Origin of the sequence: Bacillus sp. DTU_2020_1000418_1_SI_GHA_SEK_038 (assembly GCF_032341175.1) — a bacterium.
Taxonomy (GTDB): domain Bacteria; phylum Bacillota; class Bacilli; order Bacillales; family Cytobacillaceae; genus Cytobacillus.
In genome coordinates, this window is the sequence record NZ_CP135435.1 from 1,526,757 (window position 1) to 1,541,307 (window position 14,551).

The 14,551-nt window shown below is 37.6% G+C and carries 14 protein-coding genes; 12 read left to right on the top strand and 2 right to left on the bottom strand.

The window, feature by feature from the left end; all coding sequences use genetic code 11:
* Positions 1–155: 155 nt before the first annotated feature.
* The 3 genes from glp to RRV45_RS07600 all read left to right on the top strand — a co-directional run bounded on the left by glp (position 156) and on the right by RRV45_RS07600 (position 2,779).
* On the top strand, positions 156–1,421 hold the full coding sequence (gene glp, locus RRV45_RS07590) for a molybdopterin molybdotransferase MoeA (protein WP_315668217.1): 1,266 nt from the start codon (positions 156–158) through the stop codon (positions 1,419–1,421).
* Complete coding sequence (gene mobB, locus RRV45_RS07595; RefSeq protein ID WP_315668218.1) at positions 1,415–1,942, top strand: molybdopterin-guanine dinucleotide biosynthesis protein B; 528 nt, start codon at positions 1,415–1,417, stop codon at positions 1,940–1,942. Before glp ends, mobB begins: the two co-directional genes overlap by 7 nt.
* 120 nt (positions 1,943–2,062) lie before the next feature.
* Positions 2,063–2,779, top strand: coding sequence for a YwiC-like family protein (locus RRV45_RS07600; RefSeq protein ID WP_315668219.1), 717 nt, complete (start codon positions 2,063–2,065; stop codon positions 2,777–2,779).
* A gap of 43 nt (positions 2,780–2,822) precedes the next feature.
* Here RRV45_RS07600 and RRV45_RS07605 read toward each other — a convergent pair whose 3' ends face one another.
* Positions 2,823–3,515 carry a Crp/Fnr family transcriptional regulator gene (locus RRV45_RS07605; protein WP_315668220.1) on the bottom strand — a complete coding sequence of 231 codons (693 nt, stop codon included), beginning with the start codon at positions 3,513–3,515 and terminating at the stop codon, positions 2,823–2,825.
* A 230-nt stretch (positions 3,516–3,745) separates the two neighbouring features.
* Here RRV45_RS07605 and argC point away from each other — a divergent pair, with 230 nt between their 5' ends.
* The 7 genes from argC to clpB all read left to right on the top strand — a co-directional run bounded on the left by argC (position 3,746) and on the right by clpB (position 12,126).
* Positions 3,746–4,777: an N-acetyl-gamma-glutamyl-phosphate reductase gene (gene argC / locus RRV45_RS07610; protein ID WP_315668221.1), complete on the top strand. Its 1,032-nt coding sequence runs from the start codon at positions 3,746–3,748 to the stop codon at positions 4,775–4,777.
* 16 nt (positions 4,778–4,793) lie between these two features.
* On the top strand, positions 4,794–6,026 hold the full coding sequence (argJ, locus tag RRV45_RS07615) for a bifunctional ornithine acetyltransferase/N-acetylglutamate synthase (protein WP_315668222.1): 1,233 nt from the start codon (positions 4,794–4,796) through the stop codon (positions 6,024–6,026).
* 12 nt (positions 6,027–6,038) lie between these two features.
* Positions 6,039–6,812, top strand: coding sequence for an acetylglutamate kinase (argB, locus tag RRV45_RS07620; RefSeq protein ID WP_315668223.1), 774 nt, complete (start codon positions 6,039–6,041; stop codon positions 6,810–6,812).
* On the top strand, positions 6,809–7,966 hold the full coding sequence (locus RRV45_RS07625) for an acetylornithine transaminase (protein ID WP_315668224.1): 1,158 nt from the start codon (positions 6,809–6,811) through the stop codon (positions 7,964–7,966). Before argB ends, RRV45_RS07625 begins: the two co-directional genes overlap by 4 nt.
* A gap of 209 nt (positions 7,967–8,175) precedes the next feature.
* Entirely contained in the window at positions 8,176–9,129 is a 954-nt protein-coding gene (gene argF, locus RRV45_RS07630; RefSeq protein ID WP_315668960.1) for an ornithine carbamoyltransferase, read from the top strand.
* Between the two features lie 124 nt (positions 9,130–9,253).
* Positions 9,254–9,433, top strand: a complete 180-nt coding sequence (locus RRV45_RS07635; RefSeq protein ID WP_315668225.1) for a YjzC family protein — start codon at positions 9,254–9,256, stop codon at positions 9,431–9,433.
* Between the two features lie 95 nt (positions 9,434–9,528).
* A complete protein-coding gene (gene clpB / locus RRV45_RS07640) occupies positions 9,529–12,126 on the top strand; it encodes an ATP-dependent chaperone ClpB (RefSeq protein WP_315668226.1) in 2,598 nt (865 codons plus the stop codon).
* Positions 12,127–12,419: 293 nt separating this feature from the next.
* Here clpB and RRV45_RS07645 read toward each other — a convergent pair whose 3' ends face one another.
* On the bottom strand, positions 12,420–12,611 hold the full coding sequence (locus tag RRV45_RS07645; RefSeq protein WP_315668227.1) for a DUF2929 family protein: 192 nt from the start codon (positions 12,609–12,611) through the stop codon (positions 12,420–12,422).
* A gap of 181 nt (positions 12,612–12,792) precedes the next feature.
* Here RRV45_RS07645 and RRV45_RS07650 point away from each other — a divergent pair, with 181 nt between their 5' ends.
* Both RRV45_RS07650 and RRV45_RS07655 read left to right on the top strand, forming a co-directional pair.
* Positions 12,793–13,530, top strand: a complete 738-nt coding sequence (locus tag RRV45_RS07650; RefSeq protein ID WP_315668228.1) for a hydrolase — start codon at positions 12,793–12,795, stop codon at positions 13,528–13,530.
* Positions 13,531–13,660: 130 nt separating this feature from the next.
* Positions 13,661–14,479 (top strand): Rossmann-fold NAD(P)-binding domain-containing protein, encoded by an 819-nt coding sequence (locus RRV45_RS07655; RefSeq protein WP_315668229.1) that lies wholly within the window; start codon positions 13,661–13,663, stop codon positions 14,477–14,479.
* Positions 14,480–14,551: the final 72 nt, after the last annotated feature.

Sequence of the window (14,551 nt, forward strand, 5' to 3'; positions counted from 1 at the left end):
CATAAACGATATTTAATTGTTAACTGGTGACTGTAATCACACTTAAGAGTAATTAAGACAAACTTTAGCAATTATGTGTGAGCTAGATTATATGAAATCAACATCAATACACCTATAATAAAAGGATAATGATGTCTCTATAGGAGCTGATATAATTGGTTGAAAGAAGAAATCCCATTCCCGTTGGCGAAGCTGTCATGCGGGTGATGGACTTTGAAAAAAAAGGTCACATAGAATACGTCTCAATAAATGAGAGTTTTGGAAGGTATTTGGCTGAAGATATCACAGCCACTAATGATGTGCCACATTTTGACCGATCTCCATATGATGGATTTGCTGTTAGAGCAATCGATACGAAAGAAGCATCACCAGAAAATCCAATTGAATTTGAAGTTATTGATCATATCGGTGCCGGACACGTGACAAGTAAAAAGGTTGGCGCATTTCAGGCGGTCCGCATTATGACTGGGGCACAGATGCCTGCAGAATGTGATGCCGTTGTGATGCTTGAGTTATCAAAAGGGTTTGAAAAAAACGGAAAAAATTATATGTCCATTAAACGTTCATTCAATTCAGGGGATAATATCTCATTCAGGGGGGAGGATGCAAAAGAAGGGGATATCCTTATTAAAAAAGGGATAAAAATAAATCCAGGAATTCAGGCTATACTTGCTACGTTTGGCTATGCAAAAGTTCCAGTTGCGAAAAAGCCAGTAGTAGGATTATTTGCTACGGGTACAGAACTGCTAGATGTTGATGATCCTTTAGAACCTGGCAAAATTAGAAACAGCAACTCTTATATGATTGCTGCACAAATAGAACGTGCGGGTGCCGAGGTTCTTTATTTCGGTAAACTTCCTGATGAGTTTAAAACATGCTATGAAGCTGTAAATTCAGCTTTAGATAAAGTAGATATGCTTATCACAACTGGTGGAGTATCAGTTGGAGACTTTGATTACCTTCCAGCCATATATAGTAAACTAAATGCTAAAGTTCTTTTTAACAAAGTAGCAATGAGGCCTGGCAGTGTGACGACTGTAGCACAGTTAGAAGGAAAGCTTTTATTCGGTTTATCGGGAAATCCATCCGCTTGCTATGTTGGTTTCGAACTATTTACCCGTCCAATCATAAGGAAAATGCTATTTGCTGAAAAGCCTCATCTTCGGAAAGAGAATGCTGAACTTACGGTTGAATTTGCAAAAGCAAACCCTTTTACCCGCTTAGTTAGAAGTACTGTCACTGTAAAGGACGGAAAATTATTGGTTTTTCCAAGCGGTGTAGACAAATCCAATATCGTAATGAGCCTTGCTGGAGCTAATTCATTAATGATTCTGCCAGGGGGAACAAGGGGTTTTCAAGCAGGCTCTGAAGTCGATGTATTGCTGCTTGAGGATTATGACGGAAGCGAGTGGCCATGGTAAGGTCTCCATATGTTTTTCAAGTGGTTGGCTACCAAAACAGCGGGAAAACAACACTTGTAAAAAAAATTATTACACATCTTAAGAAACATGATTTAACAGCCGCTACAGTGAAGCATCATGGGCATGGAGGAAAGCCTAATCTGCTTGAAACAAAAGATTCTAGTCAGCATATTTCTTCTGGAGCGCTTGCAGCTATTGTGGAAGGGGATGGAAGAATTCTGCTCCAAGCGGAGAAAATGAATTGGACGCTTGACGAGCAGCTTGTGATCCTAATGCAGTTTAATCCAGACTTTATCATAATTGAAGGTCATAAGCATGCCAGCTTTCCTAAGTTTGTGCTCTTGAAAGACATAGAGGATTCCAAACTCCTTTCAGTATTAAGCAATATTAAAGTTGTGTTATATTGGTCTGAAGAAACTAGCACGATTCAAGATGAATTTCCTTCACTTCCGTTTTTCTCAATACACGACAATGCAGGAGAAGAGTGGATAATAAACTACCTAATAAATCAACACAGTTAGTTAAATGTCCTAAAAACCGTCACAATTCGGCGGTTTTATTTTTTTGTGTGATTCATTTCACTTAAATCATCAATTCGAACCTATATAGTAAAGTAAGGTAGCAAAGGGGGGGAGAAAATAGTGAAGCTATTTTTACCAAAGCAGCATGGTGCATGGGCAATGGTCATCATCCCATTCTGGCTGGGAGTTGCTGCAGCTGAATTTATGTGGATTCACATCCCTTTTTTTATTGGCTGGCTTTTACTTTATTTAGCTACATATCCAATGCTTCTTTTATTCAAAAGGAAAAAAATAAATTTTTATCGTAAATGGGCATTGATCTATTTAGTTCCGGCCTTGATTCTGTTGATGTTTCCTTTATTGGTGAGACCATCTATTATAATTTTTGGCCTGTCGATGATCCCATTCTTTTTACTCAACGCTTATTATTCATCCAAAAATAGAGATCGCGCATTTGGAAATGATGTAAGCGCTATATTAGTTTTTTCATTTGCTGGCTTGGCTAGCAGCTATCTTCCTGCAGGAGAACTTAATTTAACTAGCTTAACCATCTTTATTGCCTCCATATTATTTTTTATAGGAAGCACCTTTTTTGTAAAAACAATGATTAGGGAGAAGAAAAACCAAACATTTAAATGGATTTCATGGATATTTCACATAGGAGTTATTACTGTCTGGTTTATTGCTGGTAAGCCTTTATTGGTTATCTCATTCATCCCTAGTTTGATTAGAGCCATCATTTTCTACGGCAAGGGGCTGACAATGGCTAAACTTGGAATTCTTGAAATTGTTAATGCGGCATTTTTCTTCATTCTTGTACTCATTCATGTGATATAGAGGCAAACAAAAAAAACGCTTATTTTTAAGCGTTTTAATTTTTTTATTCTATATTACATATCTCAACTGGGCAGTTTTCACAGTCTATTTCGTTTTTTAAATAGCTTAGGCTGTGAATGGTAATGATACCTTTTTTAATAGAAATAATTTCCTTTTTTCGAAGTTCGCCTAACATCCGATTGACAACTTCTCTGGATGTTCCGCAAAAATTAGCGAGCTCTTGGTTCGTTAATGGGATGCTTAAAGTAATTCCATTTTCGGAAATCACCCCATAGCTATTGGAAAGTCTAATTAATGTTGAAAATAGGGCACCCTTTTTCCCATGGAGAATGAGATCTCTAAATTTAGTTTGCGTTTTTCGATATTGAAGGCTTGTCCACTTCATTAATTCAAGTGCTAGCTGATGCTCCTGTTTTAATCTTTCCTCTAATTCATTTTGAGCGATAACCGCAACCTCTCCACCCTCAATTACCTTTGCACTTAGCATATACCTTGGTGCTGAACAGAAAAGTGTAAGCTCCCCAATGATATCACCTGTAGAGCACATCCTTAAAGTAAGCTCACGCCCATCTGGAACGATTTTACTTATTTGAATTAAACCACTTTCAATAACAAACAGTTCACTTGCTTTCATCCCTTCTTGGAATAGAAAGGTGCCTTTTTCAATTTTTCTTTTATGATGAACAGTTAGTAATAACTCCTTAAGCTCATTAGAAAACTCATTTTGAGACTCCATATGATAAACCACCTTTTCCCGTAGTGTATGTCCGTGGGAAAAACGAACCTTTAACTTTAGAATAATTCAATCTTTTAGGGTTAATAACACTATTATATTGTAAAGATAAAAAACTTCAACAAAAAACAGTTGATTTTATCTTCCATCCTTTCTATAATAAGAGAAATATTAATTCATAAATATAAAAAAAAATGATTAAATATGCAAAATGGTTAATGAAGGGAGAAGCTATGAAGGTTTCAATTATAGGAACAACTGGATATGGGGGAGCGGAGCTGCTGAGGATACTACAAAGGCATCCTGAATTTAAAATACAGTCTATCCACTCATCTAAGAAAGATATTCCGATTTGGAAAGAATATCCCCACCTCTTTGAAATTATTGATGACAATCTGCAAAACATAAATTCTAGTGAGATCGCTGAACAATCAGATATCGTTTTTCTTGCTACCCCATCAGGAATCTCCGGAAACTTAGCTGCTGAATTTGAAAATAAGAATATTAACGTGATTGATCTTTCAGGTGATTTAAGATTACCTGCTGAGACATATAAGACATGGTACAAACATGAACCTGTTAATGAAACTTTGTCTGGCAAAGCTGTCTACGGCCTTACAGAATGGTACAGGGAAGAAATTAGAGCTTCAAAGTTAATTGCCAATCCTGGATGTTACCCAACTGCAACACTATTAGGCCTAGCTCCAGTCGTTAAAGAAAAACTAATTAAGCCATCGAGTATTATTATCGATGCCAAATCAGGTGTATCAGGTGCCGGCAGATCATTAGCTCGAAATACTAGTTTTGCAGAGGCAAATGAGAACTTTAGAGTTTATAAGGTTAATGAACACCAGCATACGCCTGAAATTGAAAAGCAGCTTTCAAGATGGAATAAAGATATCAGTCCAATTACCTTTACAACACACCTATTGCCAATTACGAGAGGAATCATGATCACAGCCTATGTTCAACTATCAGAAGATCTAAATACCTCCCAACTGCTAGATTTGTATAACGAAACTTACCGTGATAATTCGTTCATTCGCATTAGGCCGGAAAATACATTCCCATCGGTCAAGGAGGTAGCTGGCTCCAACTACTGTGATATTGGTCTTCATGTCGATCCAAGGACCGGAAGATTAACGATTATTTCTGTTATTGATAATTTAATGAAGGGTGCAGCAGGGCAGGCTGTGCAAAATGCAAATATAATATGCGGTTTTGAAGAAACGACAGGATTAGATTTTATTCCAATGTTTCCATAAGAAGGAGGAAAAAAACATGCAAGCTGTATCTCACACTGTATCCCTAAAAGAAGTTGATGGAGGAAGTATCATTTCTCCAAAAGGATTTAATGCTTCTGGGGTGCATGCAGGACTAAGGTATTCAAAAAAAGATTTAGGAATAATTATTAGCGAAATTCCAGCAAATTGCGCTGCAGTTTATACAACTAGCCATTTCCAGGCAGCACCATTAAAAGTAACACAAGAAAGCATTAAAGTTGAGAACATGCTGCAAGCGGTGGTCGTAAATAGTGCTTGTGCAAATGCATGTACTGGGGAAAGAGGAATAAAAGACGCTCTCCAAATGAGAAAATGGACAGCAGAAAAATTTGGATTAATGGAGCACTATGTTGCCGTTGCATCAACGGGAGTTATCGGTGAGTATTTGCCAATGGATAAGCTTGAAATCGGTATTCAGAGTTTACAGCCGGATAATGACTCTAAGCATGCTGAGGATTTCCAAACAGCGATTCTAACGACAGATATTGTAATGAAGAATTGCTGCTACAGCACAGTTATTGATGGTTTAACGATTACGATGGGAGGAGCGGCGAAAGGCTCTGGGATGATCAATCCGAATATGGCTACGATGCTGGGCTTTATTACTACAGATGCAAATATTGAAAGTGAACATCTTCGAGCTGCTTTAGGGCTTATAACAGATACGACATTTAATCAAATAACAGTTGATGGGGATACATCGACAAATGATATGGTTCTTGTAATGGCAAACGGAATGGCCGGAAATAAGTCACTTACACCTAATCACCCGGAATGGAATGAGTTTGTGCAACTGCTTTCGAAGACATGTGAAAGTCTGGCAAAGCAAATTGCCAAGGATGGAGAAGGGGCAACGAAATTAATTGAAGTGGATGTAAAAGGAGCAGAAAGTGATCTTGAAGCAAGACAAGTAGCAAAGCAAATTGTAGGATCAAACCTAGTGAAAACAGCCGTATATGGAGAAGATGCAAACTGGGGAAGAATCATCGGAGCTATAGGTCAATCAAAGGTTCATGTAAACCCTGATTCTGTCGATATTGCGATTGGTCCCATTACTATGCTTAAGAATAGTGAGCCACAGCCATTTTCTGAAGAAGAGGCAAGTGAATATTTACGAAATCAAACTATTCAAATTTATGTTGACCTGCATCAAGGAACTGGAGCAGGTAAGGCATGGGGCTGTGACTTAAGCTATGATTATGTCAAAATTAATGCAAGCTACCGATCGTAAGGGGGAAGTCACATGAAAACAATCGTTATAAAATGTGGTGGCAGTGTGCTGGATGAACTAACCCCGGATTTTTTTGAAAGTTTAATAGATTTGGATAAACAAGGCTACAAGCTCATATTTGTACACGGAGGAGGACCTGATATTAATAAAATGCTTGATCTTTTTCAGGTCCCTCATGAATTTGTTCAAGGGCTTCGTAAGACGACTTCTCAGGCACTGGAAATTGTTGAAATGGTTTTGTCTGGGCAGACAAATAGAAAACTGGTAGCTAAACTCCAATCGTATGGATTAAAGGGCTTTGGTTTAAATGGAAGTGATGGAGAGTTTTTGCAAGGGGAGTTTATTGACAAGGAACAGCTTGGATTTGTCGGTGATGTTACGAGGGTGAATAAAGAGGTAATCACCATGCTTTTGCAAGACCGATTTATTCCTGTCATTACGCCAATTGCAGTTACAGAAGACGGAACAAAGCTTAATATAAATGCTGATTTTGCTGCAGCAGCCGTAGCTAATGCACTAGAGGTTGAACATTGTATTTTTGTCACGGATGTAGATGGGATTATGATTGATGGAAACCTGCTGCTTCAAACAGATACTGAAGAAATTGATAAGTATATTGACCAAGGACAAATCACTGGCGGAATGATCCCAAAGGTTAAATCTGCTGCAGCCTCGATCGAAAAAGGAATAAAAAGCGTGATGATTGTTTCGGGTAAGAAGAAGTTTTTTGACGGTTTTCAATGGATTGGAACAGAAATCAATGCCAAAGAGAGGGTATTAAAATGAGCCATTTATTTCCGACATATGCCCGTTGGGACGTTGAACCAGAACAGGCTGAAGGCTGTGTCATTATAGATAAAAACGGAAAAAAGTATTTGGATTTTACGTCTGGAATTGGAGTTTGTAATCTAGGTCATCGGCCTAAGGCTGTGCAAAAGGCAATTAGCAGCCAGCTTAACAAATTCTGGCATGTTTCCAATTTATTTGTTCAAGGGGAGCAAGAGAAAGCCGCACAACTATTAGCAGAAGCTGCCAAGATGGATTTGGTGTTTTTTGCAAACAGTGGTGCTGAAGCAAATGAAGCGGCTATTAAGCTCGCTAGAAAAGCGACTGGACGAAAGAAAATCATCACCTTTACAAACTCCTTTCATGGACGGACTTTTGCCACGATGTCGGCAACCGGCCAGGATAAAATAAAAACTGGTTTTGGTCCTATGCTAGAAACATTTGTCTACTTGCCTTTTAATGATTTAGATGCACTTAAACAGGTGGTAGATAATGATACAGCCGCAATCATGCTTGAGGTGGTACAAGGGGAAGGCGGTATTCATATTGGAAAGCATGAGTTTTTACAGGGTGTTCAGGAACTATGTAAAGAGTATAATGCCCTATTCATTATTGACGAAATTCAAACTGGGATTGGGCGGACAGGGACTCCGTTTTCATTTCAGCAATTTAATTTAACACCTGATATAGTAACATCTGCCAAAGGGTTAGGAAATGGATTGCCAATAGGAGCTGTAATCGGGAGAAAGGAACTCGAAACAGTCTTTGGACCTGGAAGCCATGGATCAACCTTCGGTGGAAATCCGCTATCAGTTGCTGCGGCTATTGCTACAATGGAAACAATCTTTCAAGAGGAATTCTTACAGAATGTCTTGAATAACAGCCAATATCTGTTTAAGAAAATATGCAGTGATTTAAGTTCATTAGAAGAAATTAATGAAGTTAGAAATCTTGGTTTCATGTTCGGAATTGAAACGTCTATTGACTTGCCTGTTTTATTAAAGGAATTAAGGGAAAATGGATTATTAGCTCTTCCAGCAGGCAATAATATATTAAGACTATTGCCTCCTTTAACTGTTTCAATTTCTGAAATGGAAGAAGCAGTAAATATAATTAAAACAGTAATGAAAAAACTCTCTAAAACAGCCGTATAGGGCTGATCATTTTTGTATATCTTTGCATAAAAATAAATAAGTATAAATAAAAATACATTATTAAAACTAGTTTTCCCCAATTTTGACTATATATTAGTACAGTTTCTGTAGACTTTGCAAAACAAAAATTGCTCGGGAAATATTAAGTGATGAAATTTAATGGAAAAAATAACCGAAAATTAAATTTAAAAGGAGTGATTGAATTGGCTATTTCAATTCAAACTGCAGATAACAAACTTAATATTAAAGGAAGTGATTTTTTAGCTTTAGCAGATTTCTCGCCAGAGGTTATTAGTGGTTTGCTTCAAAAAGCTAAAAAGCTTAAGAATGCAGCATTGCTTGGTGAACATATTGCTCCCTTACAGGGTAAAATTTTGGGAATGATATTCGAAAAATCTTCTACACGTACAAGAGTTTCATTCGAGGCTGGAATGATCCAGCTTGGGGGTCAGGCATTATATTTAAATAGTCAAGACCTCCAATTAGGAAGAGGAGAGTCCATCGCTGATACAGCTAAGGTTCTTTCACACTATGTTGATGCTATTATGATACGTACTTTTTCACATAATACCATTGAAGAGCTTGCTTTACATGCAACGATTCCAGTAATTAATGGGCTAACAGATTTGTATCACCCATGTCAGGCTTTAGCAGATTTATTAACTTTACAGGAAACTAAAGGTGAATTAGCTGGGTTAAAGCTAGCCTATATTGGTGATGGAAATAATGTTGCTCATTCATTGATGATTGGGGCAGCAAAATTAGGCGTAGATATTACGATAGCCACTCCTGCTGGATATGAACCAAATGCTGATATCGTTCAAAAGGCAAAAGGGTTTGCTGCAGCTAGCGGCGGGAAGGTGGCTATAACAAATAATCCATATGAGGCTGTTAATGGTGCAGATGCTATTTATACAGACGTGTGGACGAGTATGGGGCAAGAGGCAGAAAATGAAAAAAGACTAAAAGCCTTTACAGATTTCCAAGTAAATGAGGGCCTCATTCAAAATGCAAAGAAAGATTTTACATTCCTTCATTGCTTACCTGCACATAGGGGAGAAGAGGTTACAGCAAATGTTATTGATGGACCAAATTCGGCTGTCTTCCAGCAGGCTGGCAACAGACTGCATGTTCAAAAAGCCCTATTATCAGAAATTTTATAAGAGCAAAAGGCCTTCTTACTGTAAGAGGGCTTTTTGCTATTTTATTATGGTAAAAAGTTCTATCTCGATGAATTTTTAGGATGGAAATAATAGTAGTGATTCTAGAAATAAAGGAGGAGTGTATATGGGGCAAAATCGTCAATTTAAACCAGGTCAGAAAGCACCGAATAATGGAATTTATATTGAAGTTGGAGAAACTGGAAGCAATGTTAATAACCCACAAATGCTGAAGCTTAAGGCAGGAGATAGATTTCCTGAAAACTCCAACCATAATCGTGTTTGGACGTATCAAAGAAAACCTTAAACTTAAATTATTATTGGGAGCCATCCATTTGTGGATGGCTTTACATATGCTATAATAACATTAAAGGTCAAAGAAGGTCAGAGAGGAGGATATGTATGGATATTAATAAAATGACAGAACGGATGCAGGACGGAATTATGAGTGCGCAAAATCTGGCAATAAGGGAACAGCATCAGGAAGTGGATGATGTTCATTTATTATTGGCTCTTCTCGGACAGGACAACAGCCTAATGGCATCTATTCTGAAAAAGTCACATGTATCAATTGAAAATATGAAAAAAGGTTTAGAACACATACTTAGGAAAAAACCGCAAGTTTCGGGAACCGGCATTGAACAGGGAAAGCTATATATTACGATTAATCTTCAACGCAGTTTGGCAAGTGCAGATGCGATTAGGGAAAAATTTAATGATGAATTTCTTTCAGTTGAACATGTCCTATTAGCCATCTCAGAATCAACATCTGAAGCGTCAGCAGCTTTCAAAAAAGAAGGAATTAATAGTCATAAGCTAGAGCTAGCGATAAAGGAAATAAGGGGGAATCAAAGGGTGACATCACAAAATCCAGAAGCAACATATGAAGCTTTAAAAAAATATGGGAGAGACTTAGTTGCAGAGGTAAAGGCGGGAAAGATGGACCCGGTAATCGGGAGAGATAGTGAGATTAGAAATGTCATTCGAATTTTATCTCGAAAAACAAAAAACAATCCTGTATTAATCGGAGAACCGGGTGTAGGGAAAACGGCAATAGTCGAGGGCCTTGCCCAAAGAATTGTCCGAAGAGATGTTCCAGAAGGGTTAAAGGATAAAACAATATTCTCCTTGGATATGAGCTCTCTTATTGCCGGTGCAAAATTTAGAGGAGAGTTTGAAGAGCGTCTTAAAGCGGTTTTAAATGAAGTGAAAAAAAGCGAAGGAAGGATTCTCCTTTTTATTGATGAAATTCATACGATCGTTGGAGCTGGCAAGACCGAAGGAGCTATGGATGCTGGCAATATGCTTAAACCGATGCTTGCCCGGGGAGAATTGCATTGTATAGGTGCTACGACCCTAGATGAACACCGAAAATATATTGAAAAGGACCCAGCATTAGAAAGACGCTTTCAGCAGGTTCTCGTTCAGGAGCCTGATGTGGAAGATTCCATTTCGATCCTTAGAGGACTGAAAGAAAGATATGAGATTCACCATGGGGTAAACATACATGATCGTGCCTTAGTCGCAGCGGTGACCTTATCAGACCGATATATAACAGATCGCTTCCTTCCAGATAAAGCGATTGATTTAGTTGACGAGGCTTGTGCTATGATTCGCACGGAAATTGACTCTATGCCACAGGAACTTGATGAGGTTACGAGAAGAGTAATGCAGCTTGAGATAGAGGAAGCAGCATTAAGTAAAGAAAGCGACGAAGCAAGTAAAGCTAGACTTTTGCTTTTGCAAAAGGAATTGGCTGGTTTTAAGGAAAAAGCCGATCATATGCAAGCAAAATGGCAGGACGAAAAAGAAGGCATTCAGAAAATCCGTGAAAAAAGAGAACAGCTGGAAAAATTGCGCAGGGAGCTCGAAAAGGCCGAAAATGAATACGATTTAAATAAAGCAGCAGAGCTTCGACATGGAAGAATACCTGCATTGGAAAAAGATATAAAGCAGCTTGAGCAGGAAGTGAATGAGAAAGATGGGGAACGCTTATTAAGAGAAGAGGTAACAGAAGAGGAGATAGCGGACATTGTTGCAAGATGGACAGGCATTCCTGTAGCCAAGCTTGTTGAAGGTGAACGTGAGAAGCTCCTAAGATTAGAAAGCATTCTTCATGAAAGAGTCATCGGCCAGAATGAAGCTGTTGAACTTGTGTCAGATGCTGTTCTTCGTGCAAGAGCAGGAATTAAAGATCCAAATCGTCCAATAGGTTCTTTTATTTTCCTAGGTCCAACAGGGGTAGGGAAGACCGAGCTTGCGAAAGCTTTAGCACAAAGCTTATTTGACAGTGAAGAGCATATTATTCGGATGGATATGTCTGAATATATGGAAAAGCATGCTGTTTCAAGATTAATTGGAGCTCCTCCCGGCTATGTCGGCTATGAGGAAGGCGGACAGCTGACAGAAGCAGTTAGAAGAAAGCCATACTCCGTCATTCTGCTTGATGAAATTGAGAAGGCACATCCAGAAGTCTTTAACATTCTCCTGCAAATGCTCGATGATGGAAGGATTACTGATTCACAGGGAAGAACAGTTGATTTTAAAAATACAGTAATTATTATGACGTCTAATATTGGTTCACAGTATTTGCTTGAACGCGTTAGTGGAGAAGAGTATATAAATGAAGAAACTCGAAATAAAGTGATGAATACGTTAAGAGGACATTTTCGTCCAGAGTTCTTAAATCGGGTAGACGAAATCATTCTATTTAAGCCTCTTGCTTTAACAGAAATAAAGGAAATTGTATCTAAATTAATCAAACAGCTTCAAGAGAGATTGTCAGATCAGCATGTTCGCCTAGATATTTCAGAAACAGCTAAGGAATACATTGCTGAAAATGGATTTGATCCTGTTTATGGTGCACGTCCATTAAAGCGTTTCATCCAAAGAAATGTAGAAACGATTTTAGCCCGCAGAATAATCGGAGGAGAAATTAAAGATTATAGTGAAGTATCAATTACGGTTAAAAACGATGAATTAACATTGAAAATTCAATAAAAAAAGGAGTGACTTAGGTAGGGTATGCAAGCATACGCTAAAGTCACTCTCTTTTTATACTGTCTAGCTTCAGCGCCTACCCCCGACGTACAGGACGTACTAGTGTTGACAATGCGACAGGACGTCGCGTTTTTGTCAACCTCGAGGTCACAAGCCAATCCTGAAAGGTAGAGCTCACCTTTCCGTGAGGCTCGTCTTGTGCTTGTCGGGGGTGGGCACAAAGGAAAGCTTCTGCGAATATTCATCGCAGGAACAATTGTCCTTTGATTGTTCCGAAGGCGCTTCTGCTTTTCTTAGTGAATACCTTCTTTTTCCACTGGTCCTTCAGGAATGACCGTTGAAATTACAAAAATTAAAATCGTAGCACCTACTGCGAGAATGGATCCTGTTTTGAAATCAAAAGCTAAACCAAGCATGGAGCTAACTACATAAGTTAACATTTGAACAAGTAGAAAAGTCCAAAAAAACGTCCAAAAGAATCTCATCGTATTCACCTCTACATTTTAAAATCCCCTATCATATTACCATAACCAGATAAATTAATAAATGAAACCAGAAGAAAAATTATGAAATCCTTTGTATTTCAAATATATAGGCTTTCCCCCTTTCATTTCATGTGAAACGTCATACATTATTATGAAAATAAGAAGCAAAGGAGTTTTCGCAATGGAAAGCCGGAACTTTCAATTGGATACCGAATGGAATATGATCCACTATCCTGAAAAACCAAGTGGTTTCGGTATCCTGATTATAGGTGATGACAGGCACTACGTTAATGAAAACGGGAGCTACTGGACACAGAATGAGGGAAAATCAGCTATTTTAAATATGCTTAAGGATGAGGGGTATATTATTTTTTATTCAAACTTATACCGAAAGAATTGGGGAAGTGAAAAAGCAGTTAAACTGGCAAGAAGATTATATGAACATATTATTCGCACAGAAATAATAAATCCAAAGATTAATCTAATTGCAGAAGGGATGGGGGCTTTAATTGCCTTAAAGCTTATGGATGAAATGGGCCCTCAGCTAATCCGCGGATGTATTTTAATTAATCCCATTTTTTCTCTCAGTGATCATTTAGAACTTGAAAAGGAGCATAAATTTTTCTATAAAAATTTACTAAAAGAGCTTGCTGAGGCTTATGAATTAGATATGAAATATGTTGAAAATAAAATCATTCTAAAAGAAAGCTTTAAGAATTCTCTATGTATTCCTACCAAAATCATTCATATTATGACTGATGGGCGGGCATATAATCAATCAAAACAAGTAAAAACACAAGCTGAAAAATGGAAGGAAACAGGAAGCCCTATCTCGATTTGTTTTTTGCTGCCTGAAAAAAGGATGGGCATGGGAACACAAATAATTAATTTTATGAAGAAGAATGAAGGGATATTATAAAAAACGAATCTTTCATATATTCATAAAGGCAAGGGAATTGTTCATTCATACGGAAGGAGGTTCTTCTTTGCGAATTAAATAGCAGTGTGTTTGCATAGAATACACTGATAATGGTTAGGGAGGCTTTACAATGGACAGGGCAATAATAATTGGAACATTCAAGTTTTTAGGTTTTCATTTTTGTCGCTCATTATTAGAACAAGGATTTGAGGTAATAGGTATTCGGTTCGATCATGATGAAAAAGATTCATATATTAACGATAAGCGTATGGAAATTGAACGCAACGCAAATTTTTACGAAGAATCATTATCCAACTGGCTTTCCAAAGGGGAAATTAATGATCAAACCTTTTTAATTTTTGATCATTATGATATTTTGGAGACTAATCAAAAGGAGTGCTTCGATGGAGATCATTCCATAGAGGAGTACATTATAAAGAATAAAATGGTCAAAAATGATTCAAGAATGATTTCCCTTTTTTCGATTCAAAGTTTTCTGCAGATGAATGAAACGGAAAAGCGTATCCTTCAAAGAATGAATAATCTTCGTGTCTTTCTCCCAACTATTTATGGACCGTGGCAGCCCAGCCCATTTTTATTTCAGCAATACTTGTTAAAAACGATTGATCCAGACCATCAAATTTCATTAAATGAACAAGAATGGATCCATGATACTCTATATATTGATGATATTGTGGATCCTATCTTGAACTTAGCTAAAAGCAGTTTAGGAGAATCATACATCTTGAAAAGCGATATTACGAATCATTGGAAAAAATGTGCTGACTACCTTTCAATCCCTGCTAATGTTATAGAAAAAAATCTTTGCAAGAATCCAGCTGATACGTGGGAGTTAAATACAAAATTAGTGAAAAGTAAAACCCTTTTTTCCAAAGGAATCGATACCCAGAAACGGCATCTAAAGTTGTTACATGAAGGCAGAATTTAGTAGGATAGGAATAAAGTCTTTTCAAAACTTGCGTGATAAGGGTAGAATGAAAATAGCTGGAAGATGTTTCTG